This window comes from Pantoea allii (genome assembly GCF_002307475.1).
GTDB classification, from domain to species: domain Bacteria; phylum Pseudomonadota; class Gammaproteobacteria; order Enterobacterales; family Enterobacteriaceae; genus Pantoea; species Pantoea allii.
The window spans coordinates 38982-61327 of sequence record NZ_NTMH01000041.1 but is presented as its reverse complement, the minus strand read 5'-3'; the positions used below and the strand labels follow the sequence as shown (position 1 = coordinate 61327).

General features: G+C 50.3%; 19 protein-coding genes. 4 read left to right on the top strand and 15 right to left on the bottom strand.

Annotated features, from left to right (window positions below):
• Nucleotides 1–137 precede the first annotated feature (137 nt).
• Entirely contained in the window at nucleotides 138–1454 is a 1317-nt protein-coding gene (locus tag CMR03_RS21000) for a methyl-accepting chemotaxis protein (protein ID WP_063877800.1), read from the bottom strand.
• A gap of 342 nt (nucleotides 1455–1796) precedes the next feature.
• Nucleotides 1797–2012, bottom strand: coding sequence for a YdgH/BhsA/McbA-like domain containing protein (locus tag CMR03_RS20995; protein WP_063877799.1), 216 nt, complete (start codon nucleotides 2010–2012; stop codon nucleotides 1797–1799).
• 805 nt (nucleotides 2013–2817) lie between these two features.
• Here CMR03_RS20995 and CMR03_RS20980 point away from each other — a divergent pair.
• Nucleotides 2818–3636, top strand: coding sequence for a helix-turn-helix transcriptional regulator (locus tag CMR03_RS20980; protein ID WP_096012560.1), 819 nt, complete (start codon nucleotides 2818–2820; stop codon nucleotides 3634–3636).
• On the opposite strand, the gene CMR03_RS20975 is transcribed toward CMR03_RS20980, so the two are convergent.
• From CMR03_RS20975 to CMR03_RS20955, 6 genes are all read right to left on the bottom strand, one after another.
• Nucleotides 3607–4245 carry a LysE family translocator gene (locus CMR03_RS20975; RefSeq protein ID WP_096012559.1) on the bottom strand — a complete coding sequence of 213 codons (639 nt, stop codon included), beginning with the start codon at nucleotides 4243–4245 and terminating at the stop codon, nucleotides 3607–3609. The genes CMR03_RS20980 and CMR03_RS20975 overlap by 30 nt on opposite strands.
• 361 nt (nucleotides 4246–4606) lie before the next feature.
• A complete protein-coding gene (locus CMR03_RS20970) occupies nucleotides 4607–4795 on the bottom strand; it encodes a YjfB family protein (RefSeq protein ID WP_063877794.1) in 189 nt (62 codons plus the stop codon).
• A 137-nt stretch (nucleotides 4796–4932) separates the two neighbouring features.
• Nucleotides 4933–5400, bottom strand: a complete 468-nt coding sequence (locus CMR03_RS20965; RefSeq protein WP_096012558.1) for an OsmC family protein — start codon at nucleotides 5398–5400, stop codon at nucleotides 4933–4935.
• A 74-nt stretch (nucleotides 5401–5474) separates the two neighbouring features.
• Nucleotides 5475–5597: a hypothetical protein gene (locus CMR03_RS25770; protein ID WP_257469699.1), complete on the bottom strand. Its 123-nt coding sequence runs from the start codon at nucleotides 5595–5597 to the stop codon at nucleotides 5475–5477.
• A 622-nt stretch (nucleotides 5598–6219) separates the two neighbouring features.
• Nucleotides 6220–6528, bottom strand: a complete 309-nt coding sequence (locus CMR03_RS20960; protein ID WP_096012557.1) for a putative holin — start codon at nucleotides 6526–6528, stop codon at nucleotides 6220–6222.
• A gap of 122 nt (nucleotides 6529–6650) precedes the next feature.
• Nucleotides 6651–8021, bottom strand: coding sequence for a lytic polysaccharide monooxygenase (locus tag CMR03_RS20955; protein ID WP_096012556.1), 1371 nt, complete (start codon nucleotides 8019–8021; stop codon nucleotides 6651–6653).
• A 970-nt stretch (nucleotides 8022–8991) separates the two neighbouring features.
• Here CMR03_RS20955 and CMR03_RS20950 point away from each other — a divergent pair.
• Complete coding sequence (locus CMR03_RS20950; RefSeq protein ID WP_257469700.1) at nucleotides 8992–9870, top strand: LysR family transcriptional regulator; 879 nt, start codon at nucleotides 8992–8994, stop codon at nucleotides 9868–9870.
• Between the two features lie 384 nt (nucleotides 9871–10254).
• Here the strand turns inward: CMR03_RS20950 and CMR03_RS20945 are convergent, their stop codons facing one another.
• The 5 genes from CMR03_RS20945 to xylF all read right to left on the bottom strand — a co-directional run bounded on the left by CMR03_RS20945 (nucleotide 10255) and on the right by xylF (nucleotide 16829).
• A complete protein-coding gene (locus CMR03_RS20945; RefSeq protein WP_096012554.1) occupies nucleotides 10255–11190 on the bottom strand; it encodes a trypsin-like serine peptidase in 936 nt (311 codons plus the stop codon).
• A gap of 656 nt (nucleotides 11191–11846) precedes the next feature.
• Complete coding sequence (gene xylR, locus CMR03_RS20940; RefSeq protein ID WP_096012553.1) at nucleotides 11847–13022, bottom strand: D-xylose utilization transcriptional activator XylR; 1176 nt, start codon at nucleotides 13020–13022, stop codon at nucleotides 11847–11849.
• Nucleotides 13023–13115: 93 nt separating this feature from the next.
• Complete coding sequence (gene xylH / locus CMR03_RS20935; protein WP_096012552.1) at nucleotides 13116–14297, bottom strand: xylose ABC transporter permease XylH; 1182 nt, start codon at nucleotides 14295–14297, stop codon at nucleotides 13116–13118.
• A complete protein-coding gene (locus CMR03_RS20930; protein WP_063877782.1) occupies nucleotides 14290–15810 on the bottom strand; it encodes a xylose ABC transporter ATP-binding protein in 1521 nt (506 codons plus the stop codon). Before CMR03_RS20930 ends, xylH begins: the two co-directional genes overlap by 8 nt.
• A gap of 26 nt (nucleotides 15811–15836) precedes the next feature.
• Nucleotides 15837–16829: a D-xylose ABC transporter substrate-binding protein gene (xylF, locus tag CMR03_RS20925; protein WP_063877781.1), complete on the bottom strand. Its 993-nt coding sequence runs from the start codon at nucleotides 16827–16829 to the stop codon at nucleotides 15837–15839.
• 354 nt (nucleotides 16830–17183) lie between these two features.
• On the opposite strand from xylF, the gene xylA reads away from it, so the two are divergent.
• Together xylA and xylB are read left to right on the top strand one after the other, a co-directional pair.
• A complete protein-coding gene (xylA, locus tag CMR03_RS20920) occupies nucleotides 17184–18506 on the top strand; it encodes a xylose isomerase (RefSeq protein ID WP_096012551.1) in 1323 nt (440 codons plus the stop codon).
• 17 nt (nucleotides 18507–18523) lie between these two features.
• Nucleotides 18524–19969 carry a xylulokinase gene (gene xylB / locus CMR03_RS20915; protein ID WP_096012550.1) on the top strand — a complete coding sequence of 482 codons (1446 nt, stop codon included), beginning with the start codon at nucleotides 18524–18526 and terminating at the stop codon, nucleotides 19967–19969.
• 290 nt (nucleotides 19970–20259) lie between these two features.
• Here xylB and CMR03_RS20910 read toward each other — a convergent pair whose 3' ends face one another.
• Together CMR03_RS20910 and phoU are read right to left on the bottom strand one after the other, a co-directional pair.
• Entirely contained in the window at nucleotides 20260–21498 is a 1239-nt protein-coding gene (locus tag CMR03_RS20910) for an MFS transporter (protein ID WP_096012549.1), read from the bottom strand.
• A 111-nt stretch (nucleotides 21499–21609) separates the two neighbouring features.
• Entirely contained in the window at nucleotides 21610–22344 is a 735-nt protein-coding gene (gene phoU, locus CMR03_RS20905; protein WP_063877777.1) for a phosphate signaling complex protein PhoU, read from the bottom strand.
• Nucleotides 22345–22346 lie beyond the last annotated feature (2 nt).

Here is a 22346-nt window from a genome sequence, read left to right as displayed (position 1 = left end):
GGACAGAGAGGGCTAATAGTGCCTTATCGAATGGTGGCAAACAAAGTGAAATGTTGGCGGAGCGCCTGACAGAAAACAGCCGGACAGGCAGCAGGTCACCCGCGCAGACGGATGACCTGCTGCTGCAGGGTTAAGCGCTAAATAGGCGACGTCGAGCGTGAAACGTTTCTGACCGCCTCTTCTGCCCGCTCCGAATTGCTCTGAATGCTGGCGATAACCTCTCCGGCCTGGCGCATCAGGTTGACGCCGCGAGCGGTGTTTTTCAGGTTATTTTCGATATCTTCCAGCACCTTTTTTGCCAGCTGATTATTGCTGGAGACCACGCGACCTATCTCTTCAGTGGCTTCATTGATGCGGGCAGCCAGAGTACGCACCTCGGCGGCCACGATGGCAAAACTGCGGCCGGACGTGCCGGCACGGGCTGCCTCAATTGCCGCGTTTAATGCGATAAATCGCGTCTGCTCAGCGATGTTGCGAATGGTGTGCACCATATCGGCAATGCGATCTGACTGGCCGTTTAACCCAAAGACGTCAGCGGAAACGCTGTTCATCTCTTTGGCGATCTCGGCCATGGTTCTGACGCTGTCTTCAATCACATCCGCACCCGTTACCGAGCTTTCGCGGGTTTGCTGCGCCATCTTCCACGCGTGCTGAGCCGCTTCATTTTCTTGCTGGTTTTGCAGCACCTGCTCGGTAACATCGCTGGCGAATTTTACAATCTTATATAACCGGCCATCGGCATCGAAAACCGGGTTATACGTCGCGCGCAGCCAGATAGTTTCGCCATGACGATTAAGTCGCGGATACTGCCCAGAGAAAAATTCGCCCTGATTGAGACGCTGCCAAAACTGCTGGTATTCCTTGCTGCTGCGCAGTTCCTCGGAACAGAACATACGGTGATGCCTGCCCAGAATCTCGTCGGCTTTATAGCCCGTTGCTTTGAGAAAGTTTTCGTTAACCTCTAACACTTCCCCGGCTTTGTTAAATGCGATGACCGCCATTGAGCGGCTGATCGCCTGCACCAGGGCATCCTGCTGCTGTGCCTCACTGATGCGCTCGGAGATATCTGCCGCCAGCTTGATGACCTTGATGACGCGGCCATGTTTGTCTTTCACCGGGACATAGCTGGCTTCCAGCCAGACCGGATGGCTGTCTTTGCCCAGACGCAGATATTTGCCGCTGAAGCTCTTGCCGCTGGCAAGGCGCTGCCAGAACTGGCGGTACTCAGATGAGTTCACCATTGATGGCGGGCAAAACATACTGTGGTGATGGCCCACGATCTCTTGCGCTTCGTAACCCATCTTGCTTAGAAACAGTGCATTGGCCCGAAGGATGGTGCCATCCGGGGTAAATTCGATGATCGGAACCGCATCGTCCAAAGCTCTGAGCGAATCGGCGGCGTGTTTATGCTGGTGTTTAGGAAAAATAGAAAATATTTTTTTAAAAATTGTCATTTTTTATACTGCCATGTTGAGTGGTCTGGAGGGTTTATCGGCAGGATAAAGAACGGGCTTGAGACAATGGCGAATAAACAACCATAAGATTGTGACCGGGCTAACCTCTTCTGTAAAATTTACGTTATGGCTGAATGAAGCGGGTACGGCATCAAGATTACGCTGATCTGGCGCGGTTTATGTGCGGGGAAGCCTGACCTTTTATTCATGACGCTGCTTGCAGAGCGCAAACGGCGCACGGCGGCGATTCAATCTGACAAGGTTGGTGCGCTGCTGTCTGTGCAGACACAAAAAGGGCTGCTCATTAAGCAGCCCTTTTTCGCGCCGGCGCATCCGGAACGCTTATTTATACAGCTCAGCTGTCATGTGAACGCGATCGTTTGTATTGGCTTCGATGATTTTGTACTGTGCGCCCTGCTGCTCGGCCTGAGCGGCAATTTTGGCTTCTGTACCGTCCAGCGTTGAACCCGTTGCGGTAACGGTTTGTGCAAAAGCTGAGGCCGACATAAATGACAGTGCAGCAACGGCAGCAATCGACAGTGTTTTAATGGTTTTCATAATCCTGTTCCTTAATGTTGTAAGTGTGAAAGCAATTCGCTTTCGATGGGGTTATGATAACCAATGTTATTAATACAAAGTTAACAATAAGTGCAGTTATTGTGATCATGCTATCTATTGCACTGATAGCTCTCGCCTGTGATCGGTGGCGCGTGGCCTGGCAGAAGATCATGTTGGCCGTCGCTGAACGGGATATCTATCAAGACACAGTGGGTGGCGTGAGGAAACGTCTTTGCAAACGGACAGGCCGTGACAGGACTAAAAACCTGTGGCTATCGCCTGCTCGTGCTGAGGAGCCAGCGGGCCGTTGTCATTCAGCACAACAACGTGGTCGGGAGCCAGAGAACAGGATGGGGCGGACGCCAGGCCGGTTTATCTCTGTCTGAAAGACCGACACCCATGAGGGACGTCTCAGTGCCCTGCATCTTCACGCGCGGTTTCATTTTACGCGTAGCCATCACTTAGCGGACGGGCCCTTCTTATGCGTCTTCGGCTCACAGACGCCCATATTCACTAACGGCTTGTATTTTAGCGCGGTGATGGACGTATTCACCTCTTTCTTCTTTCCAAATGAGAAAAGCAGGCAACAGTTCGCTATCAGGTTTAAAAAATCATCCATCTTCACCTCCCCCCGATTTTCATCGAAAGAACACATCGAAAAAATGCCTCACTACCGGTCAGGTTCAACATCTCTCTTGCGCTGGCGGGTACACACATATCCGTCCCGAAATAAGGTTAATATAGCCTGCCTGAATGGTCTTGTCAGAGCCACATCGCTCTGATGCTTAACGTAAGAGGGCTTCTTATGGCGCTGCACGCTCTGGACTGGTTTAGCCGCAATGGCATGGAGTGCTCTCGCGTGAACGCCAATGACGCCGTGTTTCCTAGACATACGCATGATGAATACGTTATCAGCGCTAACCTGGCGGGCATTGAGGAAATTGCGCTCAATGGTCAGACACAGTGGGTTAACGCAGGCCAGATCACCCTGTATAACCCTGCAAGCGTTCAGTCCTCGCGCTTCGATCACCATGGGGCGGAGTTCCTGAGCATTCATATTCCGCAGTGCGTGTTGAAAACGCTCAGCATTAGCCAGAACCTTAGCAGCAGCCATGCGGCACCCGTGTTGCCTGAAGGCGTTTTCACCGATCAGGCATTATTTAACGCCATATGCCGCTATGCCAGCCTGACCCAACATCATGACTGCGCCGAGGAAGAGCAGGCATTGCTGCTGCTGTGCGCTGAGCTGCTATCCACAAATGCCCCCTTGGGGACCTTTTCAGATAAGAAGATGGATCGGGTAAAAGTATTTATGCGGCAGCATCTGAGCGTAAAACTTTCGCTGGAAACACTGGCACAGGTTGCAGGTGTCGGAAAATATTATCTGGTCAGACGTTTTACGCAGTACACCGGGCTTCCTCCTCTGCAGTATCACATGCAGCTTCGCCTGTGTGCGGCACGGGATTTACTCCGGCAAAACAGCCATCCTCTTGATACGGCTTATCAGCTGGGATTTTACGATCAGAGCCATTTTATCAATGCGTTTCGAAAAGTGATGGGGATAACGCCCCATCACTATGCTTCACAGGTGGGTTCAGGAAAGAATAAATTCTCTATATCCTGACACGATCACATATAAGGCAAAGTAGGCAAAGATGAGCGCGGAAGCCATATAGGAATATCTCAATAGCTTTTGCCCTAACAACCTGCCGCCGAGGCTACCGACCAGGCACAGGGCCGCTGTCCATACGATCCCCGCCAGAAAAAAACCGCTCAGAAACAGTGCCGATCCCGTAATGCTTTGCTGCCCGAATCGGGAAATCAATGCACCACCCACCGTGGCAAACCACAAAATGGCAGTCGGCGACGACATTGCCAGCACGATACCGTGCCGGAACTCACGCCACATTGACCGCCTGGGCGCACTCAGCGTGGTATCGATATCGTTGAGGTTACGAAAGGCGGACAGCAGCATTTTGATGGTAAACCCCACCAGCAAAGCACCACCACCTATCCAGATGATCCACCGCACAACATCGAACTGCAGCAACACCGCCATGCCAGCCAGCGCCAGAACGGCATAGATCAAATCGCCCACACAGGTGCCGACTCCCAACCAGAACCCCTGAAAATAGCCACGCTGCATCGCCAGCGTAATCATGGCAATGTTGGCAATGCCGATATCAAGACACAGTGACAGGCTCAACAGGAAACCCGTTGAAAAAGACATCATAACGATGGCTCCTCAGATTTAAGGCGGTCTGCCTGGGCCGTGTTCGTGAAGAAGCATATAGCGGTCAAAAAAACCCTCAATGTCGTGCGAAGAACATTTAAAGGGTACGTCGCGATTAAACGTATTTTAGGCATTGAATAACCAATCGATAACAGGCGCGAAGACATAGCATTCCCAGGCAACAGATGAGCGATAACCTATTTAATCCAGGTGAGGTTCACGGATATTGGAAGAAATTGCTGTGATGAAAGCGTTGAGTCAAGGCCGTTGACTCAGCCAGATTCAGACAAGGGAATAAACCGCGCCATGCATTAAAACGGGCGGCACAGCGAAAGCCGCCCGGGGATCCGTAACGGCATGATCAGGCGGTGGTGTTGATGTTACGCCCTACAGCCGGATTAGAGGGAAGTGCTGTCACACCCTCAACAAGCGTAGTGATGGTATCTGCCTGTTGATTCAGCGTTTTTTTCAACAGATTCGCATTGGCTTCACCGCGAGCCTGCCATTGTTCTAAACCTGCAGACAGAGTGGTGAGTTGCTGTATATCCATGCAGTTGCTCCTTATGTTGACTGAGCCCCAGATGGGGGTCACATAATACTGGCGACGGATTTCGCCAGTTGCGCATAAAGTATCGGCAAGCGCGTGCAAAACTTAAGCATTATTAATAATCCGGTGAAGCGTGCGGCTTATCCTGAGATAAAGTGCGGCACGAAATGTACCGGAAAGTTTAGCGAATTGGCGATAAAACACGCAGCGTGAGCGTCGTGATGCAATGCCTCTGCACGCACGGCATCTGCCGGGTGGCGCAGCGTGACCATCGGCCTTAGCGTGATTTGCGTAAAATGGCCACGCTCGCCTTCAACCAGCGTGCCCTCGGCCATATCTTCATAGGCCTCGACAATAATACCGGCATCGGCGCACAGGTGCAGATACCATAATTTATGGCAGGCTGACGCAGAGGCCAGTAACAGTTCTTCGGGATTCCAGCGGGTGGCATCACCACGAAATGCCGGATCGGCACTGAGCGCGATGGTCGCTTTACCGTCAGCGGCAAGTTCGCTGTTGCGGTCGTACGAGGAGTAGGAGTCTGTACCGCTGCCACGATTACCGGTCCAGCGAATGTTAATGTGGTAGTGATGTTCCCGACAAGTCATCTTTTATCCTTTTCAAAAGCTGGAGGAGATCTTGTATAACGTTATTTCAGGAATGCAGTCCAGAGGACTTAGGCTCAGAGCCTTATATTATAAGGGACGATATCATCCAGATCCTGGCCATAAAACCGCAGGTAATTTTTCCAGAGCGCCACCCAGGCGGCGTAACCGCCCAGCAGGGCATTACGAACTTTAAGCATTAGACGTTACTTTTATTAGATGGGCCCGATAGCTTCCCCCTTTTAAGCCATGCCTACTGTTGAGCACGCTTTATTCCGGGAATGCAAAGGACAACTGGCTGCTTCATAAGTCAGTAAAGCACCATCACATAGCCAGGAGCCAGAACGCAAACGCATGCGATAAACTCGTCACGGGTGAACAGGCGATAACTCCGTCATGATGATTACAGCACCGGAACTATCAATAATGGCATTATGGGGGCGCTAAAACGTTGCGATCTATACTTTAACGGGAGTGTCTTTCAGGCACCACGGAGACAAAAACAGGCAAACCGCAAGGTCAATACCCCTACATTTGATACTGATGCTGAATTTGCTGCAGCCAGTGCATATGTGTGCCTTTATAGTCGCCCCTGAAATTAATGAAATATTACGCTAAAGAAGATATTCAGCATCAGGTTCTTCAATATCATCACCCCCATCAACGTGTTCTCAAGGTCCATCGCCAACTGTCGATTGTGGGCAGTAAAGCAATAATTAATTAAGTGGAACGCTTCAGACTATTTTATCAATCCCTTTATTTTTCTTTATTTCAGGCCGTTTTATTGATTAATGACTTTAGCAATGCACAGCCGTTTTCACGTTAATTCCTTTTGAATTTTCTAAACAGTATATCAGGTAATGAGAGTAAACCCTTCCCCAGACTCACAATGGTCACACTGCATACAAACCCACCAACCTCCCTTCCACAGCCAATGTCCTCAGAGAAATAATGACTTAAAATTGAAACCGCCGCATCGGCACCAAGAATACCCATAACAAACGATATCCCAAACAGCACCCATTTTTTACTCCGCTTGTACTTTTTCTCAATCAGAAAAAAAACGAGCGCACCTGAAAAAGAGGCGGCGATAACACGATAGTCTGGTTGACAAATAATATTGCTAAACATCTTTCACCCTGAATAAATTTTCAAATTCTTCCATTATCAATATGCCAATCTGATGTAATCCCATTCCTCAGATGAGTGATAAAGATAGCCGGAGGCCGGCTATCTTTTTTGCCATACTGAATTTACGCTTTGATCAGGCGCCATAGCGTGGCGGAATCAGAAGCTCCGGGCGCCCATTCGGGTGAATACGCTACGTGTGTCTGAATACACTGCCATAAGCTGCCATTGTGAGAAACAATTTCGCCCGCGCTAAATGTAGAGCGTAAAGCCCATTTACGATGTGGCGCCGGATCGGGGGTTGTCGTTGATGTTCGCTCAGTAGTCATGGCAAGTTGATTACCGGGCGCGGATAAGCATCCGTTTTCATTTTGTGCAACGACATAATAGTGATATGTCGTACCTTCCTGAAGATTGCTGTCAACATATGTCAACTGACTGGCAGGCGTACGCGCAATGACTTGACCATCCCGGTGAAGGATATAGCACTGAATAGCGACCGGACTCTGCGACGGACTCCACATCAAGCTAATACTGTTGGTGGTAACCTGCATACAGTGTAAGTTTTCAGGTGCAGAAGGTGGATGATCAATAGCGGCGCTGGACTGGGTCCGTACAGTTAAAGCATGACTGCGAGCAGATTCCGTTCCGGACATATCGACGCTGGTGACTTCATAGGTATATTCCGTATCTTCTTTCAGCCCTGAATCAGTAAATTCCATCGCTTTTACGCGGTCAGCGAATACTCCGTCACGATAGATAGTGTAATAAGCTGCCGCTACCGACGGGGCACTCCAGGTAAGTGAAATGGTATTACCCGTTACGCCCTTAACCCGTAAGGCTTCTGGTGCCGCGGGAGGTGGAAGCGAAATCGTGCTGTCGGTGAAATTTAAATCAATGACCTGATAAAACGCATTTCCGGTATTTGCGATTTCCCACACCGCCAGTAATACATGATAACCGCGTCGTTCAGGCAACATCAGCATATGTTCGGTCGGATTAGGCGGCGTCAGGGCGTCACCATGACTCCAGAAGGGCTGTTCGGTTAATTCAACGCTAAAAAAAGGCTTTTCATCAAATTGCTCGCGACTTAAAGGTAAATCAGGGTTCCAGTCTTTACGGGTAATAAAGTAATTCCAGCGACGAGTGACATGAACAGCAGAGTAATGCCAGCGAACAGGTAGCAGCTGACTGGAAATCACATCGTGCTTGGGCCAGTCTGAGCCTGGCTGGTCAAGAAATCTTGCGTTTCCCTGATTAGCACTGGCAATTTCCCCGTCGCGCGGCGGAAGCGCACTATAAACATCCGTCGGTGCAACCGGATCGGCCAGACCGCTCAACTTTGCAGGAAAAAACTTCCCAGCCTCACGCTGATTCAACATACCATCGTCAATTTGTCCCTTTTCCCAGGCGAAATAGGCGCGTGACTTTGGCGAAAAAACATGCCCATGGCGGGAAGACAGACCCTCTTTGGGTTTAGAAATAATGTTTTTCATTTTTAAATCTCCTAATGTTATTAAACTCTTAACAGATATTATCGGTTGCTAAATAAATACCAAACAACTCACCGTGCGATATTGCATGCTATCTCTATGGGGCAAAAAATTAAAAAGCAACAAACTGAAATGGTTTTCAGAGTTTCTGTTAACCCGCAAAAAAGCATACATGAAGATAATTTAAATTTTACAGTATTGCTTTACCCTCCTTTTTTTAATTAAGCCACACCGACTAACTAGCGTCAGAAAAATAAAACCATATTTAATAAACCTTCAGTTCTAAAAACCTATAGAACTAAAGAAACAGAGTTAACTCATTGATAATAAAAATGTTTTTTCTTCAGGTTACCTTCTGAAAAATTTTCTTATTTTTTTAATTTCAGCTATTAACATAAGAACCACCCTTAAAGCAGACAACGGCCCTCTCCTTTTTAATGAAACTGGAATATAGTTAAATGCGAGTCGATATTTTCTATTTTCACCCTTCGCTAAAAAATAAAATAATGTTGAATTTTTCAGCCTTCCAACGATGCTCCCCCCTTCCTCGTAAATGAAATTTTTGACATTTCCTTTTTCCAGAATGAGTTATCTGCTCGTAACACACTCCACTATCACTTATAAACAAAAATCATAAAGATAATCTCTGATATCAACCTCTAAATTCTTATTTAAAAATAACGTTCAGTTACAAAAATTTTATTTTGTTTTTTGATCTAAGTTAATTTCATGATTAATAGCACTTGACATCAAAATTCCATCATCCGAAACGATGCTTGTTTCGTCTGTTAAGTATGTTGCCCTTGCCGTGAACAAATTCCAAATGCCACTTTAGCAACGTAATATTGCCAGAATTGGTATACCATTAAAAAATATAGAAAATAATATGATCAGTTGATAATTTCATGTTGCAATTAACAAGTGTTTTGAATAATGATGTTCAGCGTATATTTCACTGTGAGGGCTTGAGAAATTGCTAATATCAAAAACACTTGAATCTTTTATGGCAGTTGTAAAAGAAGGGACGATTAAAGAAGCCTCTTTTTCTCTTAACCTGACCTCTTCACCTGTTTGTCGGAGAATAAAAACTCTCGAATCATGGGTGGGATTTAAGCTTTTTGTTAGAAGGCATAACGATCTAATACTCACTGAGAAAGGAAAAGAATTTTATGAAAAACTTTTACCTTTCCATGAGGAGATATATAACATTGAAAATTCTTATGTAAAAGAAAAAATCAGAGGAAGGCAAAGGAATGACTTAAAAATAGGTATGGAAGTTAATTATAACCATACAGTTAACAAGTTCATATACTCTCTCAAGAAAAAGAAAAAAATCAGTAATGTTTTCTTTATGGAATTCGGGAAAGAGTTGGCACTTGAAAAACTACTTTCTGAGGACGTGGATATGGTAGTTTCACAGCGCATGATTAATCATGCGGCTATTGACTCTGTGGAACTACTCTCTGAAAAGGTCTCACTCTTTTATAACAGCAAAATCCAGGACATTCTGGAAAGTAGAAATATTGACACTGTATTTATTATTGATAAAAAATCAGTTTGTCATGAGAATGTCAGTATGATTTCCAAACGTGTTTGTTGTCTTTTCAGAAATGCACAAATACTTATTGTTAATGAAATCTCTCACTATACAGATTTAATTTGTGCTGGCGATGCTGTCGGCGTAATAAAGGGAATGGATTTTTATAAAATTTACAAACCATTGAATGGGGTGGAGTTTAAAATGATGAGTGACGTAAGCATTGATATTTCGATTAAAACCTACCTCTATTTCCTTAAAGAAAACAACAATATAAACAGGTCTGTTTTCGACAGTATTACAGAAACACATTAAACAGTGGGATATTGCTTACTCAGCATAATTATTGTTAAACAGGGTGGCAGAACTTCCTGCCGCCCTGTTTAACAGAAAATAATTTCTGCTACACTCACCCTTACGCTTCCTGGAGTGTTTTACTTATCACAAGGCAACCAATAATTATCTCAATAGCGAATTTATCATGTATCATGAGATTATTCTCCGGAAAGATTTCATTAGGCCTTTGATATTTTATTTTTCCCTCTAAAAAAAATAATAAAGCCAGCCTGGGATAACAGAACTGGCTTTCCTGATTTTCCTTATGGCATAACACGTGCGGTGAAAGGCAGTAAACTGACTATCACGTTAACGCTTCATGAATAATACAATCGGATATTATGGTTTGCTAAACATTGGATTTTAATACAAACATTTATTATTACTAAAGTTCATTAGCGTAATAAAATCCTTGTCGAACAGAGGACTAAATTCACTGTCTGGTTTGTTCGTGTAATGGAATGAGTTGATACCAGTCACATAGTTACTGTTTACATTATTGTCGCTAAAATTTACTATCCAGGCACCGCCACTATTGCCACTGCGCATGCGGTTGATCTGCATTTCAATAACAGGAGACCCAGTTACACGCATCTGTGTGCCGGACATCGCCATCAGATAATGACCTTTTTCATAATTACCCGGATAGCCTATTGCAGTTGTGGCTTTTTCCGTGCTATTGATTCTGTAACCCAGATAGCCATTTTTTGACGGTGAAAGCGTATAAATAAAAGCGTAGTCCTTACCCCAATTTTGTGACCATCCGGGAATTTCTTTTGTATAATCAGACCATGTTGTTGCACATAACCATCCTGTACTTTTATCTTTGGGTCCGTTTGAATAGCGGGGATAAAAAATGAAATGACTATACCATTTTTTTGTCACGGCATTACGTACACAATGTCCTGCTGTTAGCAGCAGATTTTTACTTTTGATATATTGAGCACTACAATATTTATTCTTACCAGAATCATCAGAAAAAAATAACTTTCCCGCCGTTCTATAAGGCTGCACTTCAATGTTCGCTTTTGTTGGTATTCCATTCATATTTCGGGGGCGTTTCCTGAACTTATTCTCAGATGAAAGATCCGGAGACGGCTCTTTATTTTGATAAACCTCGTGGGTGTGCTGGATGCGATGCGCTTCTACTGCCTCCATAGGGGCTGCTTTTTGAATTTTTTCCGCCGTCCAGTATGCATCTTTATTTTTATAAAGATTGAATGTGACTTCCGGGACTGCTGCATGACTCTGAAATGCTAATGCGACAGACACGGGGAGTAACAGTAATTTTTCTCTCATCGTTATATGCTCCGATAAATTTAAGAATTCAGTGTGGAGTGAGCATATTAAATTCTGTGTTACTGTTTTTAATGATTGAGATCAATTACTGCATCTGAATGGATTGCAATTTTTAACATGATATCTTGCAATTTGATTGAAGCCGTAATGTATCTTCCTTCCTTTGCCAGATGCAGGAAACGGAGGGCAGTTTCAGGTCAACGTTCTGGACGCCTGATGGAGATATTTTTTTCACCATAGCCGCTAAAGGCGATACGCATTTTCCGTCACATGACCATTCGTATGCCCGTGCCGAGCATTTCTGGCGTATTGGCGTAGGCTTATGTTGGAATGTATTTATCTTTTTTGCATCTTTTCAAATATTGCCTTACTTCTTTTTAAATGCTGACTTCCTTAGAGAAAAAGGTGGTGTTTGGATATTAGGCTGAACAGATTTCCATTCACATATTTTCATATAATTTCTTTTCAATTCGCCTGATGAAACGTTGAGTAAGGGTCAGCACTGCCTGATTATAAATACTTTTTTTTCTGTAATTACAGGGTTAAGGTTACAAGAGCAGCAGCGATAAAAACGCGGGCAGGATATATTAATCATGATTAAAAGCGCGATCTGGCGACAGGTAATCGATGTACCGATATGCTCACAGCCCGGGCTTCTACACCACCTCGCCATTCTCCTGGCGGTACTCCTTCGGCGTCGTGGCATAGCTCTTCTTAAACACCGAATAGAAATACTGCAACGACGGATAGCCGCACATCTGTGAGATCTCATTGATACTCAGCGACGAACCCGCCAGCAGCTCCCTGGCCTTCTCCAGCTTCTCGCGGTGGATCATGGCGTGAATCGTATCGCCAGTTTCATCCCGGAAACGCTTCTCCAGGTTTGAGCGCGACATGCCAATGGCATCCAGCACCTGCTCAACCTTGATGCCCTTGCAGGCGTTGAAGCGGATAAAGTGCATCGCCTGAATGACAGCGGGATCGTGCAACGAACGGAAATCGGTGGAACGGCGGGCAATGACTTTTACCGGCGGCACTAAAATGCGCTGTAACGGCAGAGATTGTTGATCGAGCAGACGATGCAGCAGTTTAGCGGCCTGGTAACCCATCTGCCGCGATCCCTGAACGACTGAGGACAGCGCCACGCGGGACAGGTAACGCGTCAGCTCTTCGTTATCGATCCCGATGACACACAGCTTCTCCGGCACCGGAATTTTCAGGTATTCGCAGGCCTGCAGCAGATGGCGCGCACGGGCGTCGGTAACGGCGATAATGCCGGTATGGGGAGGAAGCGTTTGCAGCCAGTCGGCCAGACGGTTTTGTGCGTGCTGCCAGTTCTCAGAGGCAGTCTCCATGCCCTGATAGACCACGCCCATGTAACGCTCGCGCATCACCATTTTGCGAAACGCCAGTTCACGCTCCTGCGCCCAGCGTTTACCGCTGGAGGCCGGTAAACCGTAAAAGGCGAAACGGTTGATGCCGCGCTCTTTCAGATGCAGAAAGGCGCTTTCCACCAGCGCAGTGTTATCGGTGGCAATATAGTGCACTGGTGGATAGTCTTCTTCCCTGTGATACGAACCGCCCACGCCGACAATCGGCACAGCCACGTCGGCCAGAGAGCGCTGAATCGAACTATCGTCATAATCCGCAATAACCCCGTCACCCAGCCATTCCTGAATATTATCAATGCGGCAACGGAAGTCCTCCTCAATGAAAATATCCCAGTTGGTCTGCGAAGCCTGTAAATACTCGCCAACGCCTTCTACTACCTGACGATCGTAAACCTTGTTGGCGTTAAACAGCAGGGTAATGCGGTATCGTTTTTCATGCATAGTGGCACAATCCCTTTAACTCCCAGCGCATTGCATAACACAGCTGGATGCGCCACAGAAATGGTTTGCGCCACAGTGTGATCGTTCACACGATTACAGGCGGCGACGCGTGGCGGTATCCATCCACACCGCTAACAGTAAAATGGCCCCTTTGACGATGTACTGCCAGAAAGTCGGTACATCCATCATGCTCATACCGTTGTCCAGTGAGGCCATGATAAACGCGCCCATCACGGCGCCCGCTACCGACCCCACGCCACCCGCCAGGCTGGTGCCGCCAATCACGCAGGCCGCAATGGCATCCAGTTCGGCAATGTTCCCGGCGGAAGGGGAACCCGCGCCGAGCCGCGAGCTAAGGATCAGCCCGGCAATCGCCACCATCAGGCCATTGATGGCAAACACCGCCAGCTTGGTGCGCGCCACGTTAATACCGGAGAGCCGCGCGGCATCAATGTTGCCGCCAATGGCATAGATACGGCGTCCAAAGGCAGTGCGAGTGGCCATAAACATCCCCACCAGCAGCAGCAATGCCAGCAACAGTACCGGTGTCGGTACGCCGCGATAGTCGTTCAGCAGCCAGATCGCGCCCAGTACCAGGACGGCGGTAATGGCCTGCCGTGCTACGGTGCCGGAGGCGGCAGGTTGAGCCAGACCCAGTTGCTGACGACGCAGTCGTAGGCGCCACTGCCACAGAATAAACAGCGCCAGGCCCGCAAAACCAAAGCCAAAACCGATACCGCCGGGCAGATAACTCTGCCCAATCTGCGACATCGCCGGACTCGTTGGGGCCACGGTGGTGCCATTGGTGATGCCCACCAGAATACCGCGAAACGCCAGCATGCCGGCCAGGGTCACAATAAATGATGGCACCTTGCGGTAAGCCACCCACCAGCCGTTCCAGGTGCCGAGCAACAGCCCCAGCACCAGCGTGACCACGATAGTCAGCGGCAGCGGCCAGCCCAGCCAGACGTCAAAGATTGCCGCCGCGCCGCCCAACAGCCCCATCATGGAGCCGACGGACAGATCGATCTCGGCGGAGATAATTACAAACACCATGCCCACCGCCAGAATGCCGGTGATCGCCGTCTGGCGCAGCAGGTTAGAAACGTTGCGCGGACTGAGCCAGGCACCGTCGGTCGTCCAGGTAAAGAACAGGGCAATCAAGACAATCGCCCCCAGCATCACCAACACCTGCAGGTTACGCAGGCCGAGCTTGCTGGATACGTGCTTGTTAGCCGGTGCCGCTACGGCAGGTTTACTCTCGCTGTTAAGCATAATGTTCACTCCGTAGGGCGGCTTCCATCACCTGCTCCTGAGTCAGATTGTCGTTAATCAGATCGGCTTTTATTTGCCCTTCATGCATAACCAGAATGCGATCGCTCAGGCCCAGCACTTCAGGCAGCTCAGACGAAATCACAATCACCGAGATGCCCTGCTGTACCAGGGCGTTGATCAGCACATAGATCTCCTGGCGCGCCCCAACATCAATGCCGCGCGTCGGCTCGTCCAGAATCAGGATTTTTGGGTTGAGCAGCAGGCACTTCGCCAGAATCGCTTTTTGCTGATTGCCGCCGCTGAGGCGACCAATCGGCAGCTCAGGCGAAGAGGTTTTCACCCGCAGTCGTGCAATGGCGGCGTTGATGGCATGCAGTTCTTCGGCCTCATCAATGGTGGAAAGCCGATGACTGAACTGGTCCAGCGCGGCCAGCGTGATGTTTTTGCCTACGCCCATCAGCGGCACGATGCCGTCTTTTTTACGATCTTCCGGCACCATGGCAATGCCGTGCGCGATGGCGTGCTGGCAGTCGCGAATCGTGACTTTTTTGCCGTGAATCGCTATCTCCCCTTGCCAGCGGCCGGGCCAGACGCCAAACAGGCACTGCACGGTTTCCGTTCGACCCGCACCCACTAATCCGGCAATGCCGAGGATTTCCCCCTTTCGCAGGGTAAAAGAGACGTTGTTTACCCGCTTCACGTGACGGTTAACCGGATGCCAGGCCGTCAGGTTATCGACCTGCAACACCGTGTCGCCAATCTCGTGGGGCGAATGGGGATAAAGCGCCGTGAGTTCGCGTCCCACCATCATGGTGATGATGTCATCCTCACTCAGGCCCGCAGCAGGTCGGGTGGCAATGTGCTGACCATCGCGAATGACACAGATCGTGTCCGAGATAGCCTTCACTTCGTTGAGCTTGTGCGAGATATACACGCAGGCAATGCCATGTTCGCGCAGGTTCTGGATGATGCTGAGCAGCACTGTCGTCTCCTGCTCGGTCAGCGAAGAGGTGGGCTCATCCAGGATAAGCAGGCGCACCTGCTTGTTAAGGGCACGGGCAATCTCCACCAGCTGTTGTTGCCCAAGGCCCAGTTCGCCCACGCGCGTATCCGGGGAGACGTTGAGTTTGACGCGCTCCAGCAGTTGCTGGCAGCGCAGCGTCATGGTTTCATCATCCACCATGCCGAAGCGCCCCAGCTCTGCGCCGAGAAAGATGTTCTCCATCACCGTAAGTTGCCGCACCAGCGCCAGCTCCTGGTGAATAATCACAATACCTTTGCGCTCGGTATCGCGAATGGTCTGCGCCTGAATAGCGTCCCCGGCAAAGTGGATCTGCCCGTCAAAATCCCCGTGCGGATAGAGTCCGCACAGGATTTTCATCAACGTTGATTTGCCCGATCCGTTTTCACCGCACAACGATAGCACTTCACCCGCATCCAGCTGCAGGCTGACGTTATCCAGCGCCTTCACCGCGCCAAAGCGCTTGGTGATGTTCTTCATTTCCAGCAACATCGTTTACTCTCCTTCGCGTAACGCGATTAGAGTTCGCTTTTCTTGTGGAAACCGTCTTTCACCACGGTGCTGTCAATGTTGTCTTTGTTCACCTCAATCGGTGTCAGCAGGCGCGCTGGCACATCTTTCAGGCCGTTGTTGAGTTTGGCATTGCTGGCTGGCGTCTGACCATTGCCCAGCTCGATGGCAATCTTCGCGGCTTCGGTAGCCAGTTCTTTGATGGGTTTGTACACGGTCATGGTCTGGGCGCCGTTCATAATGCGCTTGATGGCGGCCAGATCCGCGTCCTGCCCGGAAATAGCGACTTTACCGGCCAGTCCCTGAGCACTCAGCGCCTGAATCGCGCCGCCCGCGGTGGCATCGTTAGAGGCGACAACCGCATCGATATTGTTTTTATTGGCAGTCAGGGCGTTTTCCATGATCTTCAGCGCGTTTTCCGGTAGCCAGGCATCAACCCACTGGTCGCCGACGATTTTAATGCTGCCGTTATCGATATAGGGTTTTAACACCTTCATCTGCCCTTCGCGGAACAGGCGTGCGTTATTGTCTACAGGTGATCCGCCCATCAGGAAGTAATTTCCTTTTGGCACCTTTTTCACCAGACTTTCCGCCTGCATTTCACCCACTTTTTCATTATCAAAGGAAATATAAAAGTCGATATCGGCGTTATTTATCATACGGTCATAGGCCAGCACTTTAATCCCTTCACGTTTGGCTTCTGCCACCACGTTACTTAATACCTGACCGTTGTAGGGAATGATAACCAGCACATCAACGCCGCGGTTGATCATATTTTCAATTTGCGACATCTGGGTTTCTTCGTTGCCATTGGCTGACTGCACAAATACTTTTGCGCCTTGCGCCTCAGCCTGTTTAACAAAGATGTCTCGGTCTTTTTGCCAGCGCTCCAGGCGTAAATCATCGATTGCCATACCGATTTTGACTTCTTTTGCCAGACTGGCCTGACTGAACAGGGCCAGCGCCGCAAAGGCAGCGAGTAATGCAGGTTTCATTTTCATCATGGTCATCCTGTAGGGAACGGTTATTGTCGTTGTAAGGCTATGAACCAGGCGGATGAATTGTTCACCTTATTTTCAGCTGCCAGCAATTACTGATTTTTATCCCGCTATTACGTTTTTTGGTTTATTTCTGTATTTTTGAGCGCGATCGAAAATTTTACATTTTCAGACTCGCCGATCGCGACATAAGACCTGTCAGGCGTCATAAAGCCTTCATATTTTTTTGCGAGCAAGTGCACAATAAATAATTATCTTACTGGCTGTGTGAAATATCGTAATTGAGCGCGCTGAGAGCGGGTACGCACAATAACGCTTCCGGGTAACCCATTCGGGGCCGATGCTAAGGAGCCAACCATGCACGCTTATTTTGACCAGCTTGATCGCGTTCGCTACGAAGGAACAAAAACCACCAATCCCCTGGCGTTCCGCCATTACAATCCGGATGAAGTGATCATGGGTAAAACCATGGCCGAGCATCTGCGCTTCGCCGCCTGTTACTGGCATACGTTCTGCTGGAACGGTGCGGATATGTTTGGCGCGGGCGCGTTTGATCGTCCGTGGCAAAAAACGGGCGAAGCGCTGGATCTGGCAAAACTGAAAGCGGACGTGGCGTTTGAGTTTTTTCACAAACTGAATGTGCCCTATTACTGCTTCCACGATGTAGACGTGTCACCAGAAGGGGATTCGCTGAAAAGCTATCGCGAAAACCTGGCCGTCATGACCGATAAACTGCAGGAAAAACAGCAGGAAACCGGAATTAAACTGCTGTGGGGCACGGCGAACTGCTTTACGCATCCGCGCTACGGTGCAGGTGCTGCGACCAGTCCCGATCCGGAAGTGTTTTCCTGGGCAGCCAGCCAGGTATGCAGTGCCATGAAAGCGACCCAGACGCTGGGCGGCGAAAACTATGTGCTGTGGGGCGGTCGCGAAGGATACGAAACCCTGTTAAATACCGACTTGCGCCAGGAGCGCGAGCAGATCGGCCGCTTTATGCAGATGGTGGTTGAGCACAAGCACAAAATCGGATTCCAGGGCACGCTGCTGATCGAACCTAAGCCGCAGGAACCCACCAAACACCAGTATGATTATGATGTGGCCACGGTTTATGGCTTCCTGAAGCAGTTTGGTCTGGAAAAAGAGATTAAGGTGAACGTCGAAGCGAACCATGCGACGCTGGCTGGCCACTCTTTCCATCATGAAATTGCGACGGCAATTGCCCTTGGCGTATTTGGTTCGGTGGATGCTAACCGTGGCGATCCACAGTGCGGCTGGGATACAGACCAGTTCCCGGTCAGCGTGGAAGAAAACGCATTGGTGATGTACGAAATCATCAAAGCAGGCGGTTTCACGACCGGCGGCCTAAACTTTGATGCCAAAGTACGCCGTCAGAGCACCGATAAATATGACCTGTTCTATGGCCATATCGGCGCGATGGACACCATGGCGCTGGCGCTAAAAGTGGCGGCACGCATGCTGGCTGACGGTGAGCTGGATAAACGCGTAGCACAGCGCTACAGCGGCTGGAACGGCGAATTTGGTCAGCAGATTTTGAAAGGTGAATTCTCGCTGGATGCGCTGGCGGCTCATGCACATCAGCAGCAGTTTAATCCGCAGCACAACAGTGGACGCCAGGAACAGCTGGAAAACCTGGTGAATCACTATCTTTATGACTTTTAATCCGTAAGGAGCGCGACATGGTAATCGGGATCGATATCGGCACATCCGGCGTCAAGGTGGTGCTGCTGGATGAACACGGGCAGGTTGTGGCAGTGGAAACCTCCCCCTTGACGGTTTCCCGCCCGCATCCGTTGTGGAGCGAACAAGATCCCGAAAGCTGGTGGCTGGCCACGGATCGCGCCGTACAGGCCCTGGCCCACCAGCATGACCTGAGTGGCGTAAAAGCGATTGGCCTGACCGGGCAAATGCACGGTGCTACGCTGCTTGGTGCACAACATCAGGTGTTGCGCCCGGCCATTCTCTGGAATGACGGGCGCAGCGGCGATCAGTGCCATACGCTGGAGCAGCGCGTGCCTGAATCGCGTCAGATTACCGGCAACCTGATGATGCCGGGTTTCACTGCGCCAAAGCTGCTGTGGGTAAAAGAGCATGAACCTGACGTCTTTGCTCAGGTCGCAAAAGTGCTGTTGCCCAAAGATTACCTACGCTGGCGGCTGAGCGGCGAATTTGCCAGCGATATGTCGGATGCGGCGGGCACAATGTGGCTGGACGTAGAAAAGCGTGACTGGAGCGATGTGATGCTGGCGGCCTGCGGGCTGGAACGACGCCAGATGCCTGCGCTGTTTGAAGGTAATCAGATTACCGGTACCTTGTCGGCGGCTATTGCACAGCGCTGGACACTGCCGCAGGTGCCCCTGGTGGCGGGCGGTGGCGATAATGCGGCAGGTGCAGTTGGCGTCGGCATGACAGCACCGGGGCAAGGCATGCTGTCGCTGGGGACATCCGGGGTTTATTTTGTCGTCAGCGACGGCTATCTCAGTAATCCGCAACGTGCTGTCCACAGCTTTTGCCACGCTCTGCCGCAGCGCTGGCATCTGATGTCCGTGATGCTCAGTGCCGCGTCCTGCCTTGACTGGGCGGCTGCGCTGACCGGCTGTGACGATGTTCCGCATCTGCTGGCGGAGGCAGAGCGGGCAAAACAGGATGCGCCGTCGCTGTGGTTTTTGCCTTATCTGTCGGGAGAACGCACCCCGCATAATAATCCGCACGCCTGCGGCAGCTTCTTTGGCTTTACCCACCAGCATGGACGGCCCGAACTGGCGCGGGCGGTGCTGGAAGGCGTGGGGTTTGCACTGGCCGAAGGGATGGATGTGGTACACGACTGCGGCGTCACGCCCAGCAGCATCATGCTGATTGGCGGCGGTGCCCGAAGCGGTTACTGGCGACAGATGCTGGCCGATATCAGCGGACAGACGCTGGATTACTGCGAAGGCGGCGATGTCGGACCCGCACTGGGCGCTGCACGTCTGGCGCAAATGGCGCTGGATGAGAATCTGACCGTGCCTGCCCTGAAGCAGGTGCAGCGCCACCAGCCCGACCCGGCGCGTCATGCGCACTATCAGCCGAGACGTGAGACGTTCAGCCGGCTGTATCAGCAGCTGCTGCCGTTGATGCAGCAGTAATCCAACCCGAGGGCAACGACGTTGCCCTTTTATTTGAGCGATGTCTCCCGTCATGCTCACAACAATCTGCCACAGTGGCACTGTCGGGCTATCTTGCCCTCATCATTTCCTCAGGGTTCATAAAGGTTGTTGCAGCAGAATCTGACCCTGCGCGACCAACGATGCAAATCGCGCGATTCATGCGAAAAAGTAGCCTGAAAGTTGAAATGGTGAGAGGTGCATCAGGTATCGCCCCGGATCACCATGTAAACCAGCTTCTTTGTGAGGCCGGTTTACGTCAGTCAGGTTACTTAACCAATTGCCCCCAGCGCATCGTCCTGGCTCTGCTTCTTCGGCAGCAGGAACAGCGTTGCCACAATATCCAGCAGGTAGATGAGCGCCAGTAAGGTAATGGCCGCCACAAAAGAGAACTTGCCTGCCAGCAGGCCGATAACCAGCGGGCCAAACCCACCGACGCCACGTCCCAGGTTAAACAACACATTTTGCGCGGTGGCGCGCACCTGCGGTGGAAAGGTATCCGAGATTAATGCCCCGTAACCGCCGATCATGCCGTTAACAAACAGCCCCATCAGCGCGCCCGTAAACAGCATAACAGTGGGATCGCGCAGTTGCGCATAAACCACCACCATCACAACTGCGCCGAACTGATATAGCAGGAAAATGTTCCAGCGCGCAAAGCGATCTGCCAGCACGCCAAACAACCAAATCCCGAAGGTCATACCTACGACAGTGACCGCCGTCCAGATGCCGGATTTCGTCAGACTAAAACCAAAATTTGAGGAAAGGTAACTTGGCATCCAGATCATCAGGCCGTAATAACCGAAGTTCTGGACGGAGCAGAGAATAAAAATCCCCAGGCTGGCTTTACTGGTGGCGCGGTCTTTAAACAGCAGTTTCAGTCGGGCGGGAAAGGACAGTGAGGGAACATGTTGGATCTGACGGGTAAAGCTCTCAGGCTCGCCCATACTGCGGCGAATGACAAACGACACCAGCGCGGGCAGCAGTCCCACCAGGAACATCCCGCGCCAGCCAATGACACTCAGCAGCGGTGGCGTGATAAATGCCGCCAGCAGAACACCCAGTTGCCAGCCGATCCCGACCCACGCCGAGGCGCGGTTGCGTTTCTCTGCCGGCCAGGCTTCCGCAATCAGCGCCATGCCGATGCCAAACTCACCGCCAAGCCCCATTCCCGCCAGCGTGCGATAGGCCAGCAGATCCCAGTACCCCTGAGCCACCGCACACAGACCGGTAAAAAGGGAAAACATCAAAATGGTGAGGGTTAACACACGAATGCGACCATAGCGATCGCTGAGATGACCAAACACAATGCCGCCAATTAAGGCACCAATCAGCGTCCAGGTCACCAGTGAACCGGCCTGGGAGGGATCAAGTGCCAGAGACAGGCTAATCGCGGGCAGCATAAACCCCAGAATAAGCAGGTCGAATCCATCCATGGCATAACCACTGATGGCGGCCAGCATCGCTTTAGCAGGCGTAATGCTCTGTTTAGAAGGGGAAGAAGAGGACATGAGTCAGCACCCGTTGGTTAAAAAACTGGCGCAAGTATAAAGAGCTACGATGATGGGGTCTATGCAGAATAGCCGCAACCGTGTGCCGGAATCGCACACGGTTGCCCAGGATCAAGACGGCTTATTGCTGCCGTCGTCGCCGGATAACAGCTCATCAAGCCTGTCACCGCCGACGTGACGGAAATCCTGTCCTTTAACGAAGTAGAAAATGATTTCGCAGATGTTCTGGCAGCGGTCACCGATACGCTCGATGGCGCGGGCGCAGAAGAGTGCCGTTAATACACTGGGGATGGTACGCGGATCTTCCATCATGTAAGTCATCAACTGACGCACGATACCTTCGTACTCTTTATCCACTTTTTTGTCTTCGCGGTAGATCTGAACGGCTTCGTTAAGATCCATACGCGCAAACGCGTCCAGCACGTCATGCAGCATCTGTACGGTGTGGCGGCCCAGGGATTCCAGGCTAACCAGCAGCGGCAGATGTTGCTGACCAAACTTCTCCAGCGCGGTACGGCTGATTTTCTCGGCCACATCGCCAATGCGCTCCAGCTCGGAAATGGTCTTGATAATTGCCATCACAAGGCGCAGGTCGATAGCGGTAGGCTGACGTTTGGCGATGATACGGACGCAGGCCTCATCAATCTCCACTTCCATCATGTTGACCTTCTGGTCACCATCAATGACGCGCTGGGCCAGATCACCGTCCAGATTATGCATCGCGGTGATCGCATCGGTCAGTTGCTGTTCGACCAGCCCGCCCATGATCATCACCTGAGTGCGTATGTGCTCCAGCTCAGCATTGAACTGACCGGAGATGTGTTTATTCAGATTTAAACTGTCCATGG

What these genes read in the sequence shown, in the direction of transcription:
- CMR03_RS21000 (WP_063877800.1), bottom strand. Translation starts at nt 1,454, where the DNA reads ATGACAATTTTTAAAAAAATATTTTCTATTTTTCCTAAACACCAGCAT.
- CMR03_RS20995 (WP_063877799.1), bottom strand. Translation starts at nt 2,012, where the DNA reads ATGAAAACCATTAAAACACTGTCGATTGCTGCCGTTGCTGCACTGTCA.
- CMR03_RS20980 (WP_096012560.1), top strand. Translation starts at nt 2,818, where the DNA reads ATGGCGCTGCACGCTCTGGACTGGTTTAGCCGCAATGGCATGGAGTGC.
- CMR03_RS20975 (WP_096012559.1), bottom strand. Translation starts at nt 4,245, where the DNA reads ATGATGTCTTTTTCAACGGGTTTCCTGTTGAGCCTGTCACTGTGTCTT.
- CMR03_RS20970 (WP_063877794.1), bottom strand. Translation starts at nt 4,795, where the DNA reads ATGGATATACAGCAACTCACCACTCTGTCTGCAGGTTTAGAACAATGG.
- CMR03_RS20965 (WP_096012558.1), bottom strand. Translation starts at nt 5,400, where the DNA reads ATGACTTGTCGGGAACATCACTACCACATTAACATTCGCTGGACCGGT.
- CMR03_RS25770 (WP_257469699.1), bottom strand. Translation starts at nt 5,597, where the DNA reads ATGCTTAAAGTTCGTAATGCCCTGCTGGGCGGTTACGCCGCCTGGGTG.
- CMR03_RS20960 (WP_096012557.1), bottom strand. Translation starts at nt 6,528, where the DNA reads ATGTTTAGCAATATTATTTGTCAACCAGACTATCGTGTTATCGCCGCC.
- CMR03_RS20955 (WP_096012556.1), bottom strand. Translation starts at nt 8,021, where the DNA reads ATGAAAAACATTATTTCTAAACCCAAAGAGGGTCTGTCTTCCCGCCAT.
- CMR03_RS20945 (WP_096012554.1), bottom strand. Translation starts at nt 11,190, where the DNA reads ATGAGAGAAAAATTACTGTTACTCCCCGTGTCTGTCGCATTAGCATTT.
- xylR (WP_096012553.1), bottom strand. Translation starts at nt 13,022, where the DNA reads ATGCATGAAAAACGATACCGCATTACCCTGCTGTTTAACGCCAACAAG.
- xylH (WP_096012552.1), bottom strand. Translation starts at nt 14,297, where the DNA reads ATGCTTAACAGCGAGAGTAAACCTGCCGTAGCGGCACCGGCTAACAAG.
- CMR03_RS20930 (WP_063877782.1), bottom strand. Translation starts at nt 15,810, where the DNA reads ATGTTGCTGGAAATGAAGAACATCACCAAGCGCTTTGGCGCGGTGAAG.
- xylF (WP_063877781.1), bottom strand. Translation starts at nt 16,829, where the DNA reads ATGAAAATGAAACCTGCATTACTCGCTGCCTTTGCGGCGCTGGCCCTG.
- xylA (WP_096012551.1), top strand. Translation starts at nt 17,184, where the DNA reads ATGCACGCTTATTTTGACCAGCTTGATCGCGTTCGCTACGAAGGAACA.
- xylB (WP_096012550.1), top strand. Translation starts at nt 18,524, where the DNA reads ATGGTAATCGGGATCGATATCGGCACATCCGGCGTCAAGGTGGTGCTG.
- CMR03_RS20910 (WP_096012549.1), bottom strand. Translation starts at nt 21,498, where the DNA reads ATGTCCTCTTCTTCCCCTTCTAAACAGAGCATTACGCCTGCTAAAGCG.
- phoU (WP_063877777.1), bottom strand. Translation starts at nt 22,344, where the DNA reads ATGGACAGTTTAAATCTGAATAAACACATCTCCGGTCAGTTCAATGCT.